The sequence below is a fragment of the Rhodococcus sp. USK10 genome, from assembly GCF_019378875.1.
In the GTDB taxonomy this organism is placed as follows: domain Bacteria; phylum Actinomycetota; class Actinomycetes; order Mycobacteriales; family Mycobacteriaceae; genus Rhodococcus_F; species Rhodococcus_F pseudokoreensis.
Genome location: NZ_CP076048.1, coordinates 2,736,879 through 2,757,235, shown reverse-complemented (window position 1 = coordinate 2,757,235; position 20,357 = coordinate 2,736,879). Strand labels below are relative to the sequence as shown.

Sequence of the window (20,357 nt, the reverse complement as noted above, 5' to 3'; positions counted from 1 at the left end):
CGTGAAATCTAGTGCGTTTCGGCGAGTTCTGCGCCGATGCCGGTTTCGGCACGGACCAGCATTTCGGCGAACTTCTCGTCCCGGTCCGCCGACCGTCCGTGACGGCGTTCGCCGGCGAGCGAGCCGATCACGGCCGCGGCCAACCCGAGCGGCATCGTGATGATCACCGGCAGCTGAATGGTCAGCGGCGCCGGTCCACTGCCCAGCCAGAGCGCCTCGGTGAACATCAGGCTGACGACGGTGGATGTCAGTCCCACCGAGATTCCCCAGATGGCGCCGGTGCTGTTGAATCGCCGCCAGCCCAGGCTGAGCAGCAGGCTGGGCAGGTGCGCACTGCCTGCGACCATGAAGGCCATACCCATGAAGTAGGTGATATTTGTAGTGTCGCCGATTGCCATCGTCAGTCCGATCGCGGCGACGCTGAACGCGACCGCCGCGTACCGGGCGACCTTGGCCTCGCGGGCGTCCGCCGTCTCCGTGTTCGCGTCGGCGGACTTCCGGCGGGTGAGCGTGGGCCACACGTCGTGGGCGAACGTTCCCGCGGCCGAGATCACGACGCCCGCGACGACGGCGACGATGCTCGCGAATGCGACGGCGGCCACCATGGCCAGCGCGATCGAACCACCGATGGTGCCGACGCCTCCGCCGAGTTCCGTGACCAGCGTGGGCGCCGCGAGATTGCCGCCGGCGCCGACACGATCCGCCCCGTCGGGACCGAGCAGAGCGGCGGTGCCGAAGCCCATGACGATGACGATCAGATAGAAGATGCTGCACAACGCGACGGTCCAGCCCAGCGACTTCCGGGCCGTCGCGGCCTCGGGGACGGTGAAGAAGCGAATCAGGATGTGCGCCATGCCGGCCGTTCCGAGCGCGAACGCCAGGGAGTACGAGATCAGGTTGATCGCGCCGGTCTGCCCGAAGATCAGACCCGGCGAGAGGATCGCGTCACCGGCGGCGGCGTTCGACGTGGCCGCCCCGAGCATGCCGGGGAGGCTGAAACCGAACTTCGCCAGGATTCCCAGGCACACCACGACCGCCAGGATCGACAGGATGGACGACTTGATCACCTGAACCCACGTGGTCGCGAGCATGCCGCCGACGAAGACGTAGATGCCCATCAGCGAACCGGCCACCACGACGGACAGGCCGAACGGGATCCCCGACACCGACTCGAGAAGGACGCCCGCCGCCACGAGCTGGGCGAGCAGCACGAACGTGCCGGTGACGATGGTACTGAGCGCAACCACCACCCGGACCCGTCGTGCACCGGTCCGGAACACCAGAACGTCAGCGAGAGTGAACTTTCCGACGTTGCGCATCTTCTCGGCGAGGAGGAAGAGGACGGGGAGGAAGGAGACCACCGACGTGCAGAGAATGACGGCACCGTCGACGCCCTTGTAGAAGATCAATCCCGTCGTCCCGAGGAAACTGCCCGCGGAAATGAATTCACCGGCGATCGCGAAACCGTTCTGCCACCCGGTGATCGAGCGGCCCGCGGCGAAGAACCCGGTGGCGCTGCGACTTCGGCGCGACGCGGCAAACGTCACCCACAACGTGAGGGAGATGACGGCGGCACAGATGCCGATGGCGAGGAAATCGGCGTCGCCGGTCATGAGGCATGCTCCTGATCACGTTGTGCGATGGCCAGGACGGCGGCATCGGCGGCGGGTTGGATGTACGTGCGGGACAGCCGGAAGTACGCGTACACCAGCACCCAGGTGCCGGCGAACTGGGAGAACACCACCCACAGCGACAGCGGAATGCCGAATGCCGTGTTGTCGCCCAGGAACTCGGGGAAGTAGGCGAATCCGACGAGGAAGCCGGCGAACATTACGATCGCGATCAGGCCGAGTGCGGTGGTGACGGCACGCCGCCGACGCCGCAGTTCGACGAACTCCGGCAGCGCGAGGATCGGCGACCATGCTCTCGACGCCGTGGCGGGCGACTCGGTTGTCATGCGTTCACCGCCGCGCGCCGCGCCGAATCCAGGGCGAACCGGTTCTCGTCCCAGCCCTCGGCCAGCGGCCCGAAGTAGTGGAAACGCACCTGCTTGACGCGATACAACCAGCGACCGTCGATCTTGACGGCCTCGTCGGTGTAACGGCCGGCGGCGATCGAGGCGGTGCCGTCGGTCACGCACGGCTGCCACAGGAACGAGCGGACGGTGGCGCGGTCGCCGTCGAGGTCGATCTCCAGGTTGGTGATGAAGTGCCAGAACGCGGTGAGCCCACCGGGGGCGAGTCCGGCGAAGAACTCCCGCATCTCGCTTTTGCCCTTCGGGTTGGACAGCCCGTCGAACTCGCCGTCGTCGGTGAACAGGTCCATCAGGGCGTCCCAGTTGCCGTCGTCGAGATGGCGGCAGTACTGCGCATCGAGGTATCGGATGGCCTCCAGGTCTTCCAGACGGCCAATTCGTTCTTCGAGGGTGCTCAAGGCGGCATACCTCCACGGTGCGATGTGCGGAATGTGCGAAGCGGTCATTAACGACCGTTCATGTGATAGGGACCATAATCGACGTTGTGTCGCGGGTCAAGGCCGAGCGTCGCTCACGCGATTCCCTCCCACTGAGGGTTGCTGAACTGCGATTTCCGGCCGGATCGTTGCTCACCCAGCGCGGTGCCTCTACCCTCCGAGGGATGAACACTCGGTCAAGCAGTGCGGTGATTCCCCACGTCAGGCAGCGGATTCTGGACGCAGCGCTGGAGGAGTTCTACACCGCCGGCTTCCACGCCGCGACCATGCGCACCATCGCCAAACGCGCCGGGTGCAGCGCCGCGAACGTCTACAACCACTTCGACAACAAGGACGAACTCCTCGTCGAGATCCTGCGCGCGGCCAGCGACGAGCAGTTCACCGCCACCCGGAATGCCCTGCGCAAGGCGGGTGCCGCACCCGCTGAGCAGTGGACGGCCGCGGTGGTCGCGCATTCGCTGTACACCGCACGCAACCAGCGTGCGTGCCTGGTGGCCAACACCGAACTGCGATATCTCGACGAGGTCGATCGCAAACGGGTGGTGGGCTCGCGCGACGCCCAGGAGCACCTGTTCGTCACCATCGCCGAGGCGGGGGTAGCGGGCGGTGACTTCGACGTCCCGCACGTCCACCAGGCAGTGACCGCCGTGCTGACCATGTGTGCAGGCATCGCGCTCTGGTACCGGCCGGACGGCCCCCTGTCCGCGCAGGCGGTAGCGGATTCGTACGGCGTCTACGCGCTCAATCTGGTGGGGTACCGCCCCGCCTGATTCGGGCGGTTCGGCATTGACGGTGCGCTCCCGGGCGTGCTCTACTGGGTGAACAAGCGTTAATGTGATCCGAGTGCGGAACCGTGAGTTCCCCGTTTCACGCGCCCCGTAGTTCGAGTGGAGGAGTATCCATGACGCATCGGCCGTCGCAGCCGCGGACAGATTCACCGCGGTATCTCACCGAGGACCGCCTGGCGATCCGGGACCTGGCTCGCGAGTTCGCAATGACGCAGGTGCTGCCGGTCGCGAACGAGTTGGATCCGGTGCAGGGCACCATCCCGGACACGTTGAAGAAGGCGATGGCCGAGGTCGGGTTCTTCGGGATCATGATCCCCGAGGAGCACGGCGGTCTCGGCCTCGGCGTGTTCGAATACTGCCTGGTCGCGGAGGAGTTGTCGCGGGCGTGGATGAGCGTGTCCGGACTGCTGGCCCGCGGCAACGGGATGGGCGGCGGGTTCACCGCCGAGCAGGAGGCGGCGCTGCTGCCGAAGGTCGCGCGCGGTGAGTATCTGGGGGCGTACGCGTTGTCGGAGGCCGAGGCCGGATCCGATGTCGCGAACATCTCCTGCCGCGCGACCCGCGACGGCGACGACTGGGTGATCAGCGGCACGAAGATGTGGTGCACCTACGCCGACGAGGCCGACTACCTGGTGCTGTTCGCGCGCACCGACCCGAACAAGGATCCCGCGAAACCGCACCGCGGGATCAGCGCGTTCCTGATCGACAAGCAGCGCGGAGGCTTCCCCGAAGGGATCAGCGGGACGAAGATCCGCAAGATCGGGTACTTCGGGTGGAACACGTGGGAGCTCTCGTTCGACAATGTCCGAGTGCCCGCGTCCGCGATGCTCGGCGAGGAGGGCAAGGGTTTCTACCTGGCGGTCTCCGGTCTCGAGGTCGGGCGGGCGCACACCGCGGCCCGGGCGATCGGTCTGGCTCGGGGTGCGTTGGAGGATTCGATCGCGTATCTGCACACCCGGCGGCAGTTCGGGCACGAGTTGGCGGATTTTCAGCATCTGCGGTTCAAGATCGCGACGATGGCCGCCGATATCGAGGCGGCGCGGCAGTTGATGTATGCGGTGGCCACCGATATCGACACCGGTCGGCGGTGCTCGCTGGAGGCGTCGATGTGCAAGCTGGTGGCCACGGAGATGGCCGAGCGGGTGACCAGTGAGGCGGTGCAGATCCACGGTGGTGCCGGGTACACCACCGACTTCCAGGTGGAGCGGCACTGGCGCGACGCCCGGCTCACGAAGATCTTCGAAGGCACCAGCGAGATCCAGATGCGCATCATCTCCGACGAACTGCTGGGGAGGGCGGGCGAATGAGTACATCCACGATCGGCGATCGCACGGTGAGCGATGCCCGGCGAGTCTCCGAACTCGAACTGTCCCTGCCGGAATCGTCGTTGACGGGAATCGCCGTGGCAGGGCTGCTCGCCCCACGACCGGCGGTCGGAGCCACACGTACCGGGCTGCAATGGAATTCGCAGTCCGCGGTGACGGATGACGATGTCGTCTGCGTCGAATCCGTCGTCACCCGGGTCGAACAGTCAGCGGACGGAGCAGTTCTCGACCGCCACGTGCGGCTCGTCGATGACGGCGGGTCGGTCCGCGAGCAGGGTATCGAGACGTGGCGCCTGCCCGACCCCGCCGGAATTCGATACGACCCGGCGGTGGACTTCTGTACCCCCGCCTGGGGAGAGGTTCTCCGCGAATCGCTCTCCGCCGACCCTGCCTTCGCGTCCTCGCTGGCGACGTGGGACGGCACGGTGGGCCTGCGCTGTACCGACGCCTCGGGCGGGTCCCGCGAGGTGCACCTGCGGATCTACCGCGGCCGGATCATCGACGTCGCGCGCCGCGTCCCCGGTGGGGCCACGTTCACGCTCGTCATCCCGGCCGTGACGTGGGTCGACCTGATGGTCGCCGAACACAACGACTTCATGCGCCGCGCGATCAGCGGTGAATTCTCCTCCAGCGGCGACGGGTACGAGTACCTGCGACTCACCAAGCCGCTCGACATCGTCATCGCCCATGCCCGCACCGCCGCACGTGAGTGGCAAAGCGTGTCGGGGCACACTTTGCCACTCACGTGCGGAAGGGAGGCCCGGTCGTGATCGAGGCCCAGTACCTGGACATCGACGGCGCGCTCGGCTTCGTCGAAATCGTCACCCCCGACAATCGTCGGGACATCGAAACACCCACCGTCCTGTGCCTGCACACCGCGGGGCAGAGCGGAGTCCAGTGGCGCCACGCCGCGTCCGCACTGGCCGACCGCGGCTACCGGGTGATCGTCCCCGACCTTCCGGGCCACGGGCGTTCCGAGCCCGCGCTCGACGGCCCGATCACCAGCATCGTGTTGTTCGCGGACTGGGTCGGGAAGGTCCTCGACGCCCTCGCCGTCGAACGGCCGTTCGTCATGGGATGTTCCATCGGGGGCAAGCTGACACTCGAACTCGCGACCCGCCCGACGCGGCCGCTGGCCGGGGCGATCGCGATGGAGGCCGAGGCCGGTCCCGGCCGCGTCAACGTCGGCGGATTGCGCCGCGAACTCGAGGACGTCGCCGGACCCAGCCGCGCCGACCGCACGTACCTGGGCACGCTGGCGTCCGTCGGGCGGTCCGTGCCCGAAACTCAGGCCCGCCTGATCGCGACGATGCACAAACGCGAGGACCCGGAGATCTCGTCCTCGGACCTCATCGCCTGGGGAACACACGACGTGCGGGACCGTCTCGCCGACATCACCTGCCCCATCAGGCTCGTCGCCGGCGCGCAGGATCCGTGGATCCAGGCCGGACTCGTCGAGCAGGCGGCAGCGAGAATCGAGGACGCCCGTCCGGGATCGACGACGTTCACCCTGCTCGACGACATCGGCCACTACCCGATGGAGGAGATCGACGATTTCGCGTCGGTGGCGGACGGCTGGCTCACCGAACTGCGCACCGCGGCGGTGCTCTCGTGACGGCGCACGACACGGCCACGCGCCGTGACACACTCGCCGCGCTGCTCGACGAACTCGTGACCGCCGACCCGAAGGCCGCCGCCACGATCGACGTCGTCGACGGCGAACCGATCGTCTCGGGCCGCGCCGACCTCCGCGACCGCGTCGAGGCACTGAAGTCGGAACTCGCAACAGTCGGTGTGCGCCGCGGCCAGTGCGTGGCCGTGCTGCTGCCGAACTGGTCCGATGCACTCGTCTGGCAGCTCGCCTCGTCGGCCGTCGGCGCACACGTCATCGGCGTCAACACCCGGTACAACACACACGAGATCGCGCACATCCTCATCTCCGCGCGACCCGCGGTCGTGGCCGTGGCCGACCACTTCCACGGCCTCGACCTGTTCGGGCGACTCGACGAGGCGCAGCAGTCCGTCGACCTCCCGGCCCCGGCGGTCGCGGTGGTGCGCGGCCCGGCGGCCGCGGGCGAGGCGCCCGATCCGGCGCGATTCGACCTCGGCGGCGGCGCCTGGACCGCGGGCAGCGCGGACACCGGCGGTGTTCGGGTGCCGGAGACACCTGACATGGCCACCACGACCGCCGCGGGCGAGCGGGCGGACCCCGGCGACCCGCTCGCGGTCGCGTTCACCACGTCCGGATCCACCGGCGTTCCGAAACTCGCCGCCCATCGGGAATCCGCGGTGGTCCGTCACGCCCGAGCCGACGCCGTCGTCCTCGACGTCGAGCCCGGCGACGTCACCCTCTGCGTGCTGCCGGTGTCGGGGGTGTTCGGATTCAGCACCGCCCTGGCGACTCTCGCCGGCGGCGGCGCCCTGCTGATGGAACCCGTCTTCGAGGCCGCGTCCACGCTGGGCCGCATGCAGTCGCTGAACGTGACCCACGTGGTCGGCGGCGACGACCTCTTCACCCGTCTCCTCGACACGTGGCACGGGGGCGACCGCGCCGACCTGTCGTCGTTGAAGCGGCTCGGGATCGCCGACTTCCTCGGCCGTTCGCATGAGGTGGCCGCATGGGTCCGGGACGAATTCGCCGCCGTCACCACGGGTGTCTTCGGGTCCTCCGAGGTGTTCGCCCTGATGCTGCTGTGGGATGTCACCGATCCGGAAGCCGTGCGCTGGAACGGCGGCGGGCGTCCGGTGGAACCCGCCATCGAGATCCGGATCGCCGACCCACTGGACGATTCCGTTCTCCCCGACGGCGAGCAAGGCGAGCTCCAGGTGCGCGGACCGAACGTCGTCGACGCGTACCTCGGCAATCCGGATGCGGCCGCGCGAGCATTCACGTCGGACGGGTGGTTCCGCAGCGGCGACCTCGCCGTCGCGACCGGCGACGGCGGCTACACGTACGTGTGCCGGATGGGCGACGTGCTCCGGTTGCGCGGATTCCTGGTGGATCCCGCCGAGATCGAGCACCGGATCGCCGAACACGACGGCGTCCACCTCACGAAGGTCGTGGGCATCACCGGGACCGGCGGATACACCGAGGCGGTGGCGTTCGTCGTCCCGGCCGAGAACGCCGACGTCGATGCCGCCGTGCTCAAGTCGTGGTGCGCAGAGTCGTTGGCGGCGTTCAAGGTTCCCGCCGCCGTGCACATGATCGAGGAAATGCCGACCACCGTGGGCGGTAACGGAGCCAAGATCCGAGCGGTCGAACTGCGCGAATGGGCGCAGCGCTGGACCGATCACGAAAGGGATTTCCGCAGTGCCTGAAAACTCGAACACGAAGGCGACCGATGTCGTCGTCTGTGAGCCCCTCCGCACCCCCGTCGGCCGGTACGGCGGCCAGTTCATGGACGTTCCCGCCGCCGACCTGGGCGCCCGTGTGGTGTCCGAACTGCTCGATCGCACCGGCGTGGATCCGGGCAGCATCGACGACGTGATCTTCGGTCAGTGCTACCCGAACGGCGAGGCACCCGCCATCGGCCGCGTCATGGCCCTCGATGCGGGGATGCCGGTGACGGTTCCCGGTCAACAACTCGACCGTCGCTGCGGATCGGGTCTGCAGGCCGTGCTCGACGCGGCGATGCGGGTGCAGACGGGGGTCGCCGAACTGGTGATCGCCGGCGGCGTGGAGTCGATGAGCCGCGCCGAGTACTACACCGAATCGATGCGGTGGGGAGCCAAGGGCGCCCCGGCCGCGCTCCACGACCGGCTCGCCCGCGGTCGCGTCACCGCAGGTGGCCGCAACTACCCGGTGCCGGGCGGCATGCTGGAGACGGCGGAGAACCTGCGCCGCAGGTACGGCATCAGCCGCGGGGAACAGGACGAACTCGCGGTGAGTTCCCATCAGCGGGCGGTCGCAGCCATCGACTCGGGAAAGTTCGCCGAGGAGATCGTGCCGGTGGAAGTTCCTGTCCGCAAGGGTGATCCGCGGGTCGTCGACCGGGATGAGCATCCCCGGGCCGACACGACGATCGAGTCGCTCGCTCGGCTGCGACCCATCATGGGCAGCACCGACCCCGACGCGACCGTCACCGCAGGCAACGCCAGCGGACAGAACGACGGTGCGGCGGCGTGCCTCGTCACCACCCGGGCACAGGCGGAACGGTTGGGACTCCGGCCGCTCGCCCGCCTGGTCACCTGGGCGGTGGCCGGTGTGGAGCCGTCCGAGATGGGAATCGGACCGGTGCCGTCCACCGAACGGGCCCTGAAACGCGCCGGGCTGACGCTCGCCGACATCGACCTCATCGAATTGAACGAGGCCTTCGCGGCGCAGGCGCTGGCCGTCACCCGCGAATGGAATTTCGGTGCACAGGATTTCGACCGCACCAATGTCAACGGTTCGGGAATCTCGCTCGGGCATCCCGTCGGCGCTACAGGAGTGCGGATCCTCACCACACTCCTGCGCGAGATGGACCGTCGCGGAGTCCGTTACGGACTCGAGACGATGTGCATCGGCGGCGGCCAGGGGCTGACCGCGATCTTCGAGAGGGTCTGACCCCTCAGCTGTCGAGACCCCGGATCCAGTCGGTGAGCGCCCGCACAACCTGTGCGGGCGCTTCCGGCATCAGTGCATGGCTGGCGTTCGGGACGACGCTCACGGTGACCAATTCGCCGAACCGGTCCCGCAATTCGTTCGCCGTCTCGCGCGGCCGGAACGGGTCGAGAGCGGACTGCAGATCGAGAATCGGCTGGTGCGCGACCGCCCACCATTCGTCCTTGGGTGTGGCGGCCGACGCGGCGAGCTGCCGCTTCGACACCTCCGGATACCAGCCGGTGAGCCATTCCGCCGGGCTGTTGCCCGGCGCGAAGAATCCGGTCTGCAGGTAGCCGATCCGCTCCGCGTCGGGCAGCGAGGAATCCGAGCACTTCACCGCCAGCGCGGTCAGCGCGGCCGGGTAGTTGCGGGCGCCCGCGGCGGCGACGACGACGCCGCGCACCAGGTCCGGCCGGTCGGCGGCGAGCATTCGTGCGACGTAGTGCCCGAAGGCGTGACCGACGACGACGGCCGCGGCGTTGCCCTGTGCCTCGATCACCGCTCCGACGTCGGCGGCCAGGTCGTGCAGCGTGATGTCCTCCAGTGAACCCACGCTGCGGCCGATGCCGCGCGGCTGCGGACGGGAGACCCGGAACCCGTTGTGCGCGAGCCCACTCGCGACGTCGTCGTAGTCGTACGACTCGCGGCCGAGCGAGGGTAGCAGGATCACCGAGGGGCCGCTGCCCTCGACGACGACCTCGATCACGGCCGACGCGGTGTGCACGAATTCCGTCGTCCGCGATTCGGATGTGTTCGCCATGATGATTCCTCCACAACGTCGAGACCCCGGGCGACGCGATCTCTCGCGTCGCCCGGGGGTATGGGGCCGTGGCTCAGTCCGCGGCGGGATCGAGCGCGAAGTCGTAGGTGACGACCTTACGCCCGGTGTCGTCGAGCTGCGGATCGAGGAGCAGTTCGGGTTTCGTCGCGCCGGCGACGTCGTCGTCGATCCAGTCGCCGCCCGCGAAATACAGCTGCGTGATGATCGGCTGCTTGCCCGGGGACGTCACCCGCAGGTGCAGGTGCGCCGGACGCCACGGGTGCCAGCCGGCGGACTCGATGAACTGACCGGTGGGGCCGTCGGTCGGGATCTGATACGGCGCAGGCTCGATGGTGGTGATCTCGTACCGACCCTCCGCGTCGGTGACGATCGTTCCGCGCAGGTTCCATTCGGGCAGGTGGGGAGCGAACTGCGAGTAATAGCCCTCGTCGTCGGCATGCCACAGCTCGATGATGGCGCCGCCGAGCCCGGTGCCGTCCAGGTCGGTGACCTGGCCCCGGAGAACGAGCGCGGTGTGTGCCCGGTCCTCGTCGCGCATCGGAAGGGTGCACCGCGCGGGGAGATCCGGCGCACCGGGCACGTAGTACGGTCCCTCGATGCTCCCCTTGGTGCCCTGGAAGTTCCGGGAGTTCACCTCCTCGATCTCGTGCTCGACGAACACGTCGAGGAGTAGCGGCCACTCGCCGCCCTCGCCGACGTCGATGAGCCATTGCTTGAGGACCCGGTACTCCGGGTAGGTGACGGCGTGCTTCCGGATCAGCGCGCCCAACCCGGCGAGCGCCTCGGTGGCGATGGCGGACAGGCGTTCCGGTGACGTGTCGGCGGTGAATCTGGCGCCCTTGAACTTGTCGGTGGCGGCGTTTCCGGAGCCGACCGCGGTGGGGCTTTCGATGGTGGTCATGATTCTCCTGGGTCTCGAGGGGCTAGCTGCGGCCGAAGTAGGAGACGTCGTCGTTGCCGATGAGGTCGGGCACCGTCCAGCCGTCCAGGTCGTACTCGGCCAGGCACTGCTCGGCGAGACCCTTCATCGAACTGACCGTTCCCCGGTTCTCCGCGAACATCAGCAGTTCCGCCTTCACACCCTCGTGGTTGCCGGCGTAGTTGCGCTCGTACAGCTCGTGGCGGCCACCGAACTCGCTGCCCACCGAATCCCACAGGGCCTTCATGATCTTCACCCGCTCGACGGCGGGCATGCCCTCGGAGCCGCGGACGTACTTGTCCAGGTACGGCCGGACCTCGGGGCTCTTGAAGTCCGCCGACGACGACGGCAGGTAGATCAGGCCGGACGCGACGTCCTGCTCGATGATCTCCTTGATCCGCGGGTACCCCTGCTGCATGAACATCCGGTAGGTGAGGCCGTATTCGAGCTTGGGGATGACGGTGTCCCCCACCCACGGCTCGGGGTCGCGGATCATCGATTCGGTCAGCGACCAAAACAGGTTTCGCCAGCCGATCACTTCACCGACACGGGTCTGCACGCCGCGGAAACCGCCCGCTCCGGTGGCGTCGAGTGCCTTCATGAGCAGGCCGGCGATGAAATCGAGCTTCACGGCCAGCCGCGTGCACCCCTGCAGGGTGAAGCGCGGCAGAAATCCCGACTGCGGGAAGAAGGCATTGATCTTCTCCACGTCGCCGTACATGAAGACGTTCTCCCACGGCACCAGCACCTTGTCGAAGACGAAGATGGTGTCGTTCTCGTCCATCCGCGACGACAGCGGGTAGTCGAACGGGCTGCCCATCACCGCGGCCTGCTGGGTGTAGGACGTGCGGCAGATCAGCTTCACACCCGGGGCGTCCATCGGGACGGTGCAGATGAGGGCGAATTGCTTCTTCTTGATCGGCAGCCCGTAGTGCGCGATGAAATTGTAGTTGGTGATCGCCGAACCGGTGGCCACCACCTTGGCGCCGGAGACGATCAGGCCGGCGTCGGTTTCCTTTTCCACCTTCATGAACACGTCGCCGACCTCGTCCGGGGGAAGCTGCCGGTCTACCGGGGGGTTGATGATCGCGTGGTTCCAGTACAGGACCTTTTCCTGCGATTCCTTGTACCAGCGTTCGGCGTTGGCCTGGAACGGTGAGTACAGCTCCTTGTTCGCATGCAGGGTGCCGAGGAACGACGCCTTGTAGTCGGGGCTGCGGCCCATCCAGCCGTATGTCATCCGTGCCCAGGTGGCGATCGCGTCGCGGTCCTTCAGCAGGTCGTCCGACGTCTTGGACGCCCGGAAGAAGGGCATCGTCACACCACCGTTGCCGGTGTCGGTGGGTGTTGTCAGGGTCTCGACGTGCTCGCCGGTGTGCATCGCGTCGTAGAGGCGGGCGGTCATCCGGATCGGGTTGCGGAACGCCGGATGCGTCGTGACGTCCTTCACCCGTTCCCCGTGCAAGTAGATCTCGCGGTCGTCGCGCAGCGACTCGATGTACTCGTCACCGGTCATCGGGCGCGATGCGAAGTTCGCGGTGCGGTTCGCCTCACAGTCGGCAGCGACATTGACCTTGCTGCGGTCGACGGCGTTCTCGGGGGCGGCTTCGGTGGTGGTCATGGTGTTTCCTTCCGTCAGGATTACGAGGCAGCCTGGGCGAGCCGCAAGTGGAGGGGCGTGAAGGACGCGGCGGCGTCGAACCATCCGCTGTGGGGGTCGTCGAGGCAGCCGTTCCACGCCGTGGTGCTCGACACGGCACCGAGATCGTGGAATGTGCTCCGGTAGAACAACAGTGGGTCCTTGACCGGGTCGACGGACGCATCGACGATCTCGCCGATGAAGATGACGTGGTCGCCGCCGTCGTAGGACGCCCAGGGCGAACACGTCAGCGTGGCCGCGTTGCCGGACAGGGCGGGAGCGATGCCGGACTGGTCCCACACCGGCTCCGTCCGTTGTGGTTTGCCCGCGAAGTGCATGGCGGTGTCGAGCTGATCGGCGGCCAGAATGTTCACCGCGAACGGCGCGTCACTCAGGTAGCTGCACGCCTTCGACTTCCGGGTCAACGTCACCTGGCACAGCCGAGGTTCGATCGAGATCGCGGTGAACGCGGTGACGGTGGCCCCGTGCGGCTCGCCGTCGGAGTTGGCGCACGTGATCACGGTGACGCCACTGGCGAACTGGCCGAAAATGTTACGCAGAGTGCGCTGGTCCATTTCTCCTGACCGCCTTTCTGCACGATTCGTGCGATAACCCCTGCGATTGGGGACCTGCACAACGTATGACGGGTGTCACAGTCCGTCGATCCTCATTGCGAAGGCGTGATCCGGAACGCGAAACGGGTTAGCCGGACGTGGGCCGCTAGCCCTTGCAGTGACGTGAGTCACAGGTGATGCTAGGGTCGGGAGTTGCTCGAACGCCGCCGAAGCGCGAGGTGAGAGGTCTGGACGTACGTATGCGAGGACAGCTGGAGGGCCCCGGTTTCACCGACTGGGACGAGGTTCACGAGGTGGTCGCGGACGCGTACTTCCCCCACGAACTGCGTCCGCTGTCGCGTGACAACGCCGCGCGGTCGTCGCTGGAATCGTCCGACGTGGGGGCGTCGCGGCTCGCCCGGATCGGATTCGGGGCAGCCGTGGCCATCGAGTCCGACCATCCCGGCGCATACGGCATCAACATCCCCCTGACCGGTCGCATCGTGTCCGTCACCGGCGGCACGGAAGTGACGTCGACGCCGGGACTGGCCACGATCTGTCCGCCCGATACCCGGACCGTGATCACCAACTGGAGCAGTTCCTGCGAGATCATCGGCTTCAAGGTGGACCGGGACTACCTGCAGCGGGAGATGGACCGCGTGCTCGCCAGGCCGGGTCAGGTGTTGCCGCGGCAACTCGACCTGCGCGCGGGCGCCGGAGCGGAGTGGCTCAGACTCGTCCGTTCCATCGCCGACCAGGCATTACACGACAGCGTCCTCCTGCGCAGTGAGATGGTGTCGCAGCAATTGTGTGGTGCCCTGACCACCGCTCTCGTGCTCACGGCGATGCCGGACGGCGACACCGGCTCGTCGGGAATCCGCCCCCGCATCGTCAAGCGGGTCATCGACGCGATCCATGAGGATCCGGCACGCCCCTGGACGGCGGGCGAGATGGCAGAACTCGTCGGCGTGAGCGTCCGGCGCATGCAGCAGGGGTTCCGCGAATACGTGGGCATGACGCCGATGGAGTTCCTCGTCGACGTGCGCCTCGAACGTGTGCACGCCGATCTGACCGGAAGTGCCTCCTGTGCAACTGTTTCCGAAGTCGCCACCCGCTGGGGGATCATGCACACCGGCAGATTCGCCGCCGCCTACCGCCGCAAGTACGGTGTGACGCCGTCCGGGTCGCTGCGAGATCGCGGCCTCTGAAAGTTGTCGGACCCCCGCGATAGTATTCGCACATGATTTCGACTGGGGGGTCGGTGGGGAGCCGGGTGACGGAGCATCTGTCGGTGCTCGCTGCCGCGGTCGACGGGCTCCTCGATAGCGGGCTGACGGAATTGTCGGACGGTGAGGTCGTCGAGGTGATGCGCGGGGTGGAACGGTCGCTTCGCCGAGCGGATGCGTTGTCGCACCGGCTGATCGTCGAGAGTGTCGAGCGGTCGGTCCCGGCGAGCCTGGGGTACAACTCACCGAAGAAGATGCTGATCGACGTGCTCCGGGTCTCGGCCGCAGACGCGTCCGCCCGGGTCGCCGCCGCCCGTGAACTGGGGGTGTGGCACACCCTGGCGGGCGATCCGATGCCACCCGTCTTACCGGAAAGCGCTGCGGCACAGAGTGACGGCGACATCGGAGCGGATCATGTGCGGGCGATCGCGAAAGTGATGCGCAAGATTCCCCACGCCGTGGACAACGATGCGGTAGCCGACGCCGAGGCGGTGCTGGCCCGTCTCGCCCGCCAGGGCACCCCGGAGGATGTGGAGGCGGCCGGGCACCGGTTACTGGCCTATCTGAACCCGGACGGGAACCTCGGCGACGACCGCGACCGGAAGCGCAGGCGCGGCATTTCGATCGGCCGCCAGGACACCGAACTGATGTCGCGGATCTCCGGTGAACTCGACCCGGTCGCACGGGCGATGCTCGATCCGATTCTCGCGAAATGGGCGCGGCCGGGGATGAACAATCCGGACGATCCCGGATCACCGACCGGTGACGGAGAAGACCCGTCGATCGAGCGAGACATGTTGGCGGCAGCTGCCGCTCGCGATACCCGCACCGCCGCGCAGCGCAACCACGACGCGTTCAGTGCAGTGTTCCGGGCGCTGCTCGAGTCGGGAGTGCTGGGCAGACACCGCGGTCTCCCGGCCACGATGATCGTCACGATGACGCTCGAGCAACTGGAGAAGGCGGTCGGTGGTCTCGCCACCACGGCCACAGGTGGGCTACTCCCGATCGCGGACGCACTCGCCCTGGCCGAGGACGCGCACCCGGTGCTGGCACTATTCGACCACGCCGGTCGTCCGCTGCACCTCGGCCGACGTCGCCGCCTGGCCAGTGCCGATCAGCGACTCGCCCTGATCGCGGCGGACGGTGGCTGCACTCGGCCGGGATGTGCAGCGCCGCCGAGTCTGTGCGCCGTGCACCATGTCACCGACTGGCACAAGGGTGGACGCACAGACGTCGACGGCCTGGCCCTGGTCTGCGACGCATGCCACGCCCAGGTCAACGACAGCGCGGCCGGGTGGACGACGCGGTCCGCGCCCGACCGTTCCGATTTCCCGGGTCGGACCGAATGGATCCCGCCGCCGCACATCGACCGCACCCGGAGACCGCGCATCAACCACCGGCACCACCCCGGTGAGTTGATCGAGCATGCGCGGAGGAGCCGGTCAGCTCCTGTCACCCACAGTCCACCAACAGGTGTCGCGGACCGCGCAGCACCGGGTTGGGCCGGTAGGGCGGCGGATCCTCCACGAGGCGCGGATTCGGGAGGCGGCGAATGAGTTCGGTGAGCGCCATCTGCCCTTCGAGGCGGGCGAGGGGAGCGCCGAAGCAACTGTGGATGCCGCTGCCCAGACCCACGTGCTGGTTGTCCTCGCGGTCGGGGACGAACCGGTCGGCGTCGACGAAGCGTTCGGGATCACGATTGGCCGAGGCCAACGCCAGGACGAGCGGCGACCCCTTCGGGACGGTGACACCGTCGATCTCGATGTCGACGATCGGCGTTCGCTGGCCCAGCAGGTGCACGGGCGGTTCGAAGCGGAGCAATTCCTCCACAGCCTGCGGCATCAACTCCGGTTCCGCGCGAAGCCGTTCGAGCACGTCGGGATTGCGCAGCAGGGTCAGCATGCCGTTGGTGATGAGATTGACGGTCGTCTCGTGCCCGGCGATGAACAGCAGGATGGAGTTGGTGACCAACTCGACGGTGTTCAATTGGCCGTCGGGCCCCGAATCGTTGGCCAACCCCGACAGCATGTCGTCACCGGGGTTGCGGCGACGGTCCTCGATGAGACCGGCCATGAACATGGCCATCTCCATCTGGGCCTGCTGCGCCGCCTTCACCTGCTGGTTGTCGGCGCTGGTGCGCCGCGGGTCGATGGCCGCCACCAATGCGTCGGCCCAGGCGTGGAACCGGGGTTCCTCCTCGTGAGGCACGCCGAGCAGACGGCAGATGACGGAGACGGGGAAGGGGTACGCGAAGTCGTCGACGATGTCGATGCGGCCCTTGCCGTCGAGTCCGTCGACGAGGTTCGTGACGAGTTCTGCGAGTTCGCCACGCATGGAGTCGATCCGGTCGGGGCTGTGCGGTGGGCCGAACTGTCGCGTCGTCAGTCGGCGCAACCGATCGTGCTCGGGCGGATCGAGTTTGAGGAACGACTCCGGCCCGTCGCCGGCGCGATCTGCTCCGGGGAGCCCCGGCCCCCGGTTGTGCAGGTCGGAGCTGATCCTCGGATCGTGCAGAAGCGCCATCACGTCGTAGTACCGGCCGACGAGGAAGGAACCGTTGTCCTGCGGCGCCACCCGCGTCTCACGAAGTTCCTCGTACAGCGGATACGGATTCGGCCGGTTCGCCTGGTCGGTGATCCGCTCGAACAACTGAGCACGCGACATGGACACTCTCCCTGTTACTTCGGTAGCGAGACGAACTCGACACGACGTTCGGTGGGCAGATGACCGGTCACCGCGACGGTCGGGCCGTGGCTGAGTACGGCCGGGTCCGGCAACTCCGACGGCCGCACCTCGAACGGGTCCGCTCGGTCCATGACGTCGAAGTCCGGTGGGAACTCCGCCGCCGACTCGATCAGCCCCCGATAGAAGTCGAGCCACTTCCCCTGATTGAACGCCACCGCCGCAGTGACGCGACCACGGAAGCCGTACGCCGCCACGAATCGCCGGTCGGCGACCGAACCCTGGGTGATCACCACCTGATCGGAATAGGTGGGGATGCCGACGGACTTGATGTTGACGCCGAACTGGCTGGACCAGAACGCGGGAATCTCCAGGTGCGGTCGCCGGCGGAGGCCGTCGTGGATCATGTTGTGTGCCGCCACCTCGGCCTGACCGATCGCGTTGCCCCAGTGCTCCAGCGCCAGCAACTGGTAGTCGTAGAGCGGATGTGGTTGCCGCGCAACGTCACCGGCGACGAACACGTTGTCGGTGACGATACCGTTGATGTCGAACGCCCGGCAGCCGGCGTCGCACGTGACTCCCCGGGGCCCGGCGGCCAGACCGGACCCTGCCAGCCAGTCGGTGTTGCGGATGCTGCCCTGCGCGACGATCGCGACGTCGACGTCGAGTGCGGTCCCGTCCGAGAGGTGCGCGCGGCAGAGTCGTCCGTCGCTGTCGCCGTCGAGTCCGGTCACCGTGACCCCGGTGCGCAGGTCGACGCCGTGGTCGCGTTGCATGTCGGCGGCGACCGCCGCCACCACCCCGCCGAGCGCACCGACCAGCGGTGCCGGGCCGCGCTCGGTGACCGTCACGGACAGCCCGCGCTCCCGGCATACCGACGCGATCTCCGAGCCGGTGAACCCGGCGCCGATCACCAGGACGTGGCGCGGGCCGGCAGACAGCCGCTCGTTCAGTCGGCGGGAGTCGTCGCAGGTGCGGACGGTGAAGACGCCGTCGAGTGCCGCCTCGGACGAGTTCGACCACGGCCGGGCGCGCACGCCGGTCGCGATAAGCACCTTGTCGAACTCGACGGTGTCGCCGTCGCTGAGCACCACCCGGTTGTTCTCCAGGTCGAGGGTGGTGGCCCGCACGCCGAGCAGCCACTTCGCGTCGAGGTCGGAACGGTAGGGGAGCGCAGCGTGTTCGGGCGGCATGATCCCGAGGAGCACGGCCTTCGACAGCGGCGGCCGGTCGTACGGTTCGTAGGGTTCGTCGCCGATCAGGGTCAGCGAACCGTCGAAGCCCTGCCCCCGAAGCGCCTCCGCGGCGCGCACCCCGGCGAGCGACGCGCCGACGATCACGATCCGCACGTCACTCCCCATCGTGGTGGGCGGGGAGGTCCGTGGTGATGGCATGCACCGGGCAGGCCGCGGCGGCCTGCGACACGTGCTCGCGTTCGCCGTCGGCGGGGCCCGCGTCGTAGAGGAGGGCCTCTTCTCCGTGCAGAGTGAAGACGTCGGGTGCGAGGAACACGCACTGCGCGTAACCCTGGCACCGATTGAGGTCGACGACGAGTTTCACGTCAATCATCCCGATTCTGAACAGTTCTGGTCACACGGGTCCACAGGGACTGCGCGGCGCACGGCCGTCCGATCGCGTCGGGTGGAGAATTCCGCCCGGGAAACAGTATTGCGGAATGGCCGGTCTGTTCGGTTTCGATCCGCTGTTCTGGAGCCGTTCAGAAATGTGATTCCGCGCGCGACCTACTCACCGGTAGAACTTCGCGGTAGTAACGAGAGTTACAAGTACCTCGCCGCAGTTCGGATCCTCCTGTCGAGAAACAACTTTCGGACACGGTCTCGATTCGGCAACACGAACGTCCGGATCGTGATGTGATGTGGTCACACCAGACCGGCAACGCCCAGTGGCGACACCTCAGAGGCGGAATATTGACGATCGAAGCTCACCGCGACACCCGCGCGACACGGCACCTGTCCGCATTGGACGCTGCAATTCAGATCCTGACCACCGCGCGCGGCAGCTCGTACAGCGCGGACCAGGCCTTCGACGAACTCCTCGACTCCTCCATGCGGCATCAGGTCGACGTCGGCGATCTGGCCGAAGCCCTCGCTGATCTCGCCGACGGCATCCGTCCCGAGGCCGACGACCATCGCCGGGCCCGCGACGTGGCCGCGCGCGAGTGGGGAGCCTTCCTGCCCTAACCGGCGCAGTCGATGCACGTCTGGGCGGCCGGGAGCGCGTCGAGCCGAACCTCGGCGATCGGCCGGCCGCACCGGATGCAGACGCCGTACGTCCCGTCGTCGAGCCGCTGCTGCGCCGCCGTCAGATCCTCGACCTCGCGCCGGGCGTCGGCCAGTAGCGCCGACACCTGGGCCCGTTCGAACGCGATCGTCGAGCCCTCCGGATCGTGTTCGTCGTCGTCCGTGGTGAATTCCGATCCCTCCACGATTGCGGTGAAACGACCGGTCAGCGACGCGATGCGGCGTTCGGCGTCGGCGCGCTCCTCGGCGATTCGGGTGTGGTGTTCCGGGACGGTCATGTGTGGATCAACATCGGTGACTGCCCGGTGCTTCCCCCGGTAATCCGCTCGATCGAGTCGGATCTTTCTGTCAGGCTTCCCGGCATGGCACGCACATTCGAGGATCTGGTGGCCGAGGCGGAATCCGTGTCGGTGGACGGCTGGGATTTCTCCTGGCTCGACGGCCGGGCCACCGAACAGCGGCCGTCGTGGGCGTATCAGCGCCTGATGGGTGACCGGCTCGCGCGCGCGAACGCCGCTCTGGACATCCAGACCGGGGGAGGGGAGGTCCTTGCCGGCGCAGCAACGATGCCTCGCGTGATGGTGGCGACGGAATCGTGGCCGCCGAACGTCGCGAAGGCCACGGCGCTGCTGCATCCGCTCGGCGCGGTTGTCGTGGCCGACTCGGACGAGCCGCCGCTGCCGTTCGCCGACGGCGCGTTCGACCTGGTGACCAGCAGGCACCCCGCCACGGTGTGGTGGGACGAGATCGCCCGCGTCCTGCAACCCGGCGGCGCGTACCTCTCCCAGCACGTCGGCCACGCGAGCGTCTTCGAACTCGTCGAATACTTCCTGGGGCCGCAACCCGAGAACGTGCGCCGCGGCCGCCACTACGAGGACGAGAGCGCGGATGCCGAAGCCGCGGGCCTCGACGTCGTCGACCTCCGTTTCGAATCTCTGCGGATCGAGTTCTTCGACATCGGTGCCGTCGTTTACTTCCTTCGCAAGGTGATCTGGATGGTGCCCGGCTTCACCGTCGCGCAGTACCGGGACCGACTGCGGGAACTCCACGACCGGATCGAGGCGGACGGGCCGTTCGTGGCCCACTCGACCCGCTTCCTCATCGACGCCTGCAAACGCGGCTGAG

The 20,357-nt window shown here is 67.6% G+C and carries 21 protein-coding genes; 10 read left to right on the top strand and 11 right to left on the bottom strand.

Features of this window, described 5'->3' with window-relative positions:
- Positions 1 to 8: 8 nt before the first annotated feature.
- The 3 genes from I1A62_RS19720 to I1A62_RS19710 are packed head-to-tail and all read right to left on the bottom strand — an operon-like array spanning position 9 to position 2,433.
- A complete protein-coding gene (locus I1A62_RS19720) occupies positions 9 to 1,613 on the bottom strand; it encodes a cation acetate symporter (RefSeq protein ID WP_219459507.1) in 1,605 nt (534 codons plus the stop codon).
- Positions 1,610 to 1,957: a DUF485 domain-containing protein gene (locus tag I1A62_RS19715; RefSeq protein ID WP_219459506.1), complete on the bottom strand. Its 348-nt coding sequence runs from the start codon at positions 1,955 to 1,957 to the stop codon at positions 1,610 to 1,612. The genes I1A62_RS19720 and I1A62_RS19715 overlap by 4 nt, the downstream gene beginning before the upstream one ends.
- Complete coding sequence (locus tag I1A62_RS19710; RefSeq protein ID WP_219459505.1) at positions 1,954 to 2,433, bottom strand: nuclear transport factor 2 family protein; 480 nt, start codon at positions 2,431 to 2,433, stop codon at positions 1,954 to 1,956. Before I1A62_RS19710 ends, I1A62_RS19715 begins: the two co-directional genes overlap by 4 nt.
- Before the next feature lie 203 nt (positions 2,434 to 2,636).
- On the opposite strand from I1A62_RS19710, the gene I1A62_RS19705 reads away from it, so the two are divergent.
- The 6 genes from I1A62_RS19705 to I1A62_RS19680 all read left to right on the top strand — a co-directional run bounded on the left by I1A62_RS19705 (position 2,637) and on the right by I1A62_RS19680 (position 9,131).
- The gene (locus I1A62_RS19705; protein ID WP_072948050.1) at positions 2,637 to 3,242 is read left to right on the top strand and encodes a TetR/AcrR family transcriptional regulator; all 606 of its coding nucleotides are present in this window, start codon (positions 2,637 to 2,639) and stop codon (positions 3,240 to 3,242) included.
- A gap of 131 nt (positions 3,243 to 3,373) precedes the next feature.
- Positions 3,374 to 4,567: an acyl-CoA dehydrogenase family protein gene (locus tag I1A62_RS19700; RefSeq protein ID WP_219459504.1), complete on the top strand. Its 1,194-nt coding sequence runs from the start codon at positions 3,374 to 3,376 to the stop codon at positions 4,565 to 4,567.
- On the top strand, positions 4,564 to 5,355 hold the full coding sequence (locus tag I1A62_RS19695; protein ID WP_219459503.1) for a hypothetical protein: 792 nt from the start codon (positions 4,564 to 4,566) through the stop codon (positions 5,353 to 5,355). Before I1A62_RS19700 ends, I1A62_RS19695 begins: the two co-directional genes overlap by 4 nt.
- Positions 5,352 to 6,200, top strand: a complete 849-nt coding sequence (locus I1A62_RS19690) for an alpha/beta fold hydrolase (RefSeq protein ID WP_219459502.1) — start codon at positions 5,352 to 5,354, stop codon at positions 6,198 to 6,200. Before I1A62_RS19695 ends, I1A62_RS19690 begins: the two co-directional genes overlap by 4 nt.
- Positions 6,197 to 7,903, top strand: coding sequence for an AMP-binding protein (locus tag I1A62_RS19685; RefSeq protein ID WP_219459501.1), 1,707 nt, complete (start codon positions 6,197 to 6,199; stop codon positions 7,901 to 7,903). Before I1A62_RS19690 ends, I1A62_RS19685 begins: the two co-directional genes overlap by 4 nt.
- Entirely contained in the window at positions 7,896 to 9,131 is a 1,236-nt protein-coding gene (locus tag I1A62_RS19680; RefSeq protein WP_219459500.1) for an acetyl-CoA C-acetyltransferase, read from the top strand. The genes I1A62_RS19685 and I1A62_RS19680 overlap by 8 nt, the downstream gene beginning before the upstream one ends.
- A 4-nt stretch (positions 9,132 to 9,135) precedes the next feature.
- Here the strand turns inward: I1A62_RS19680 and I1A62_RS19675 are convergent, their stop codons facing one another.
- The 4 genes from I1A62_RS19675 to I1A62_RS19660 form a co-directional block, all read right to left on the bottom strand.
- Positions 9,136 to 9,930, bottom strand: a complete 795-nt coding sequence (locus I1A62_RS19675) for an alpha/beta fold hydrolase (protein WP_219459499.1) — start codon at positions 9,928 to 9,930, stop codon at positions 9,136 to 9,138.
- A gap of 73 nt (positions 9,931 to 10,003) precedes the next feature.
- Positions 10,004 to 10,852: a catechol 1,2-dioxygenase gene (gene catA, locus I1A62_RS19670; RefSeq protein WP_219459498.1), complete on the bottom strand. Its 849-nt coding sequence runs from the start codon at positions 10,850 to 10,852 to the stop codon at positions 10,004 to 10,006.
- A 22-nt stretch (positions 10,853 to 10,874) separates the two neighbouring features.
- A complete protein-coding gene (locus tag I1A62_RS19665) occupies positions 10,875 to 12,491 on the bottom strand; it encodes a 4-hydroxyphenylacetate 3-hydroxylase family protein (protein WP_219459497.1) in 1,617 nt (538 codons plus the stop codon).
- A gap of 20 nt (positions 12,492 to 12,511) precedes the next feature.
- On the bottom strand, positions 12,512 to 13,084 hold the full coding sequence (locus I1A62_RS19660) for a flavin reductase family protein (protein WP_219459496.1): 573 nt from the start codon (positions 13,082 to 13,084) through the stop codon (positions 12,512 to 12,514).
- A 239-nt stretch (positions 13,085 to 13,323) separates the two neighbouring features.
- Between I1A62_RS19660 and I1A62_RS19655 the strand changes: the two genes are divergently transcribed.
- A complete protein-coding gene (locus tag I1A62_RS19655; RefSeq protein ID WP_219459495.1) occupies positions 13,324 to 14,271 on the top strand; it encodes an AraC family transcriptional regulator in 948 nt (315 codons plus the stop codon).
- A gap of 32 nt (positions 14,272 to 14,303) precedes the next feature.
- Positions 14,304 to 15,845: an HNH endonuclease signature motif containing protein gene (locus I1A62_RS19650; RefSeq protein ID WP_219459494.1), complete on the top strand. Its 1,542-nt coding sequence runs from the start codon at positions 14,304 to 14,306 to the stop codon at positions 15,843 to 15,845.
- Here I1A62_RS19650 and I1A62_RS19645 read toward each other — a convergent pair.
- Genes I1A62_RS19645 through I1A62_RS19635 form a run of 3 tightly spaced genes read right to left on the bottom strand, consistent with a single transcriptional unit; the run spans position 15,742 to position 18,540 of the window.
- Positions 15,742 to 16,953 carry a cytochrome P450 gene (locus I1A62_RS19645; RefSeq protein ID WP_219459493.1) on the bottom strand — a complete coding sequence of 404 codons (1,212 nt, stop codon included), beginning with the start codon at positions 16,951 to 16,953 and terminating at the stop codon, positions 15,742 to 15,744. The genes I1A62_RS19650 and I1A62_RS19645 overlap by 104 nt on opposite strands.
- Positions 16,954 to 16,967: 14 nt before the next feature.
- On the bottom strand, positions 16,968 to 18,332 hold the full coding sequence (locus I1A62_RS19640) for an NAD(P)/FAD-dependent oxidoreductase (protein ID WP_219459492.1): 1,365 nt from the start codon (positions 18,330 to 18,332) through the stop codon (positions 16,968 to 16,970).
- Positions 18,322 to 18,540, bottom strand: a complete 219-nt coding sequence (locus I1A62_RS19635; protein ID WP_219459491.1) for a ferredoxin — start codon at positions 18,538 to 18,540, stop codon at positions 18,322 to 18,324. Before I1A62_RS19635 ends, I1A62_RS19640 begins: the two co-directional genes overlap by 11 nt.
- A 359-nt stretch (positions 18,541 to 18,899) precedes the next feature.
- Here I1A62_RS19635 and I1A62_RS19630 point away from each other — a divergent pair, with 359 nt between their 5' ends.
- Positions 18,900 to 19,172 carry an ANTAR domain-containing protein gene (locus I1A62_RS19630; RefSeq protein ID WP_072948135.1) on the top strand — a complete coding sequence of 91 codons (273 nt, stop codon included), beginning with the start codon at positions 18,900 to 18,902 and terminating at the stop codon, positions 19,170 to 19,172.
- Here the strand turns inward: I1A62_RS19630 and I1A62_RS19625 are convergent.
- Positions 19,169 to 19,510 (bottom strand): TraR/DksA C4-type zinc finger protein, encoded by a 342-nt coding sequence (locus I1A62_RS19625; RefSeq protein ID WP_219459490.1) that lies wholly within the window; start codon positions 19,508 to 19,510, stop codon positions 19,169 to 19,171. The two genes, I1A62_RS19630 and I1A62_RS19625, sit on opposite strands and share 4 nt — an antisense overlap.
- 84 nt (positions 19,511 to 19,594) lie before the next feature.
- On the opposite strand from I1A62_RS19625, the gene I1A62_RS19620 reads away from it, so the two are divergent.
- Positions 19,595 to 20,356 (top strand): class I SAM-dependent methyltransferase, encoded by a 762-nt coding sequence (locus I1A62_RS19620; protein WP_219459489.1) that lies wholly within the window; start codon positions 19,595 to 19,597, stop codon positions 20,354 to 20,356.
- Position 20,357: the final 1 nt, after the last annotated feature.

What these genes read in the sequence shown, in the direction of transcription:
- I1A62_RS19720 (WP_219459507.1), bottom strand. Translation starts at nt 1,613, where the DNA reads ATGACCGGCGACGCCGATTTCCTCGCCATCGGCATCTGTGCCGCCGTC.
- I1A62_RS19715 (WP_219459506.1), bottom strand. Translation starts at nt 1,957, where the DNA reads ATGACAACCGAGTCGCCCGCCACGGCGTCGAGAGCATGGTCGCCGATC.
- I1A62_RS19705 (WP_072948050.1), top strand. Translation starts at nt 2,637, where the DNA reads ATGAACACTCGGTCAAGCAGTGCGGTGATTCCCCACGTCAGGCAGCGG.
- I1A62_RS19700 (WP_219459504.1), top strand. Translation starts at nt 3,374, where the DNA reads ATGACGCATCGGCCGTCGCAGCCGCGGACAGATTCACCGCGGTATCTC.
- I1A62_RS19695 (WP_219459503.1), top strand. Translation starts at nt 4,564, where the DNA reads ATGAGTACATCCACGATCGGCGATCGCACGGTGAGCGATGCCCGGCGA.
- I1A62_RS19675 (WP_219459499.1), bottom strand. Translation starts at nt 9,930, where the DNA reads ATGGCGAACACATCCGAATCGCGGACGACGGAATTCGTGCACACCGCG.
- catA (WP_219459498.1), bottom strand. Translation starts at nt 10,852, where the DNA reads ATGACCACCATCGAAAGCCCCACCGCGGTCGGCTCCGGAAACGCCGCC.
- I1A62_RS19665 (WP_219459497.1), bottom strand. Translation starts at nt 12,491, where the DNA reads ATGACCACCACCGAAGCCGCCCCCGAGAACGCCGTCGACCGCAGCAAG.
- I1A62_RS19660 (WP_219459496.1), bottom strand. Translation starts at nt 13,084, where the DNA reads ATGGACCAGCGCACTCTGCGTAACATTTTCGGCCAGTTCGCCAGTGGC.
- I1A62_RS19655 (WP_219459495.1), top strand. Translation starts at nt 13,324, where the DNA reads ATGCGAGGACAGCTGGAGGGCCCCGGTTTCACCGACTGGGACGAGGTT.
- I1A62_RS19650 (WP_219459494.1), top strand. Translation starts at nt 14,304, where the DNA reads ATGATTTCGACTGGGGGGTCGGTGGGGAGCCGGGTGACGGAGCATCTG.
- I1A62_RS19645 (WP_219459493.1), bottom strand. Translation starts at nt 16,953, where the DNA reads ATGTCGCGTGCTCAGTTGTTCGAGCGGATCACCGACCAGGCGAACCGG.
- I1A62_RS19640 (WP_219459492.1), bottom strand. Translation starts at nt 18,332, where the DNA reads ATGGGGAGTGACGTGCGGATCGTGATCGTCGGCGCGTCGCTCGCCGGG.
- I1A62_RS19635 (WP_219459491.1), bottom strand. Translation starts at nt 18,540, where the DNA reads ATGATTGACGTGAAACTCGTCGTCGACCTCAATCGGTGCCAGGGTTAC.
- I1A62_RS19625 (WP_219459490.1), bottom strand. Translation starts at nt 19,510, where the DNA reads ATGACCGTCCCGGAACACCACACCCGAATCGCCGAGGAGCGCGCCGAC.
- I1A62_RS19620 (WP_219459489.1), top strand. Translation starts at nt 19,595, where the DNA reads ATGGCACGCACATTCGAGGATCTGGTGGCCGAGGCGGAATCCGTGTCG.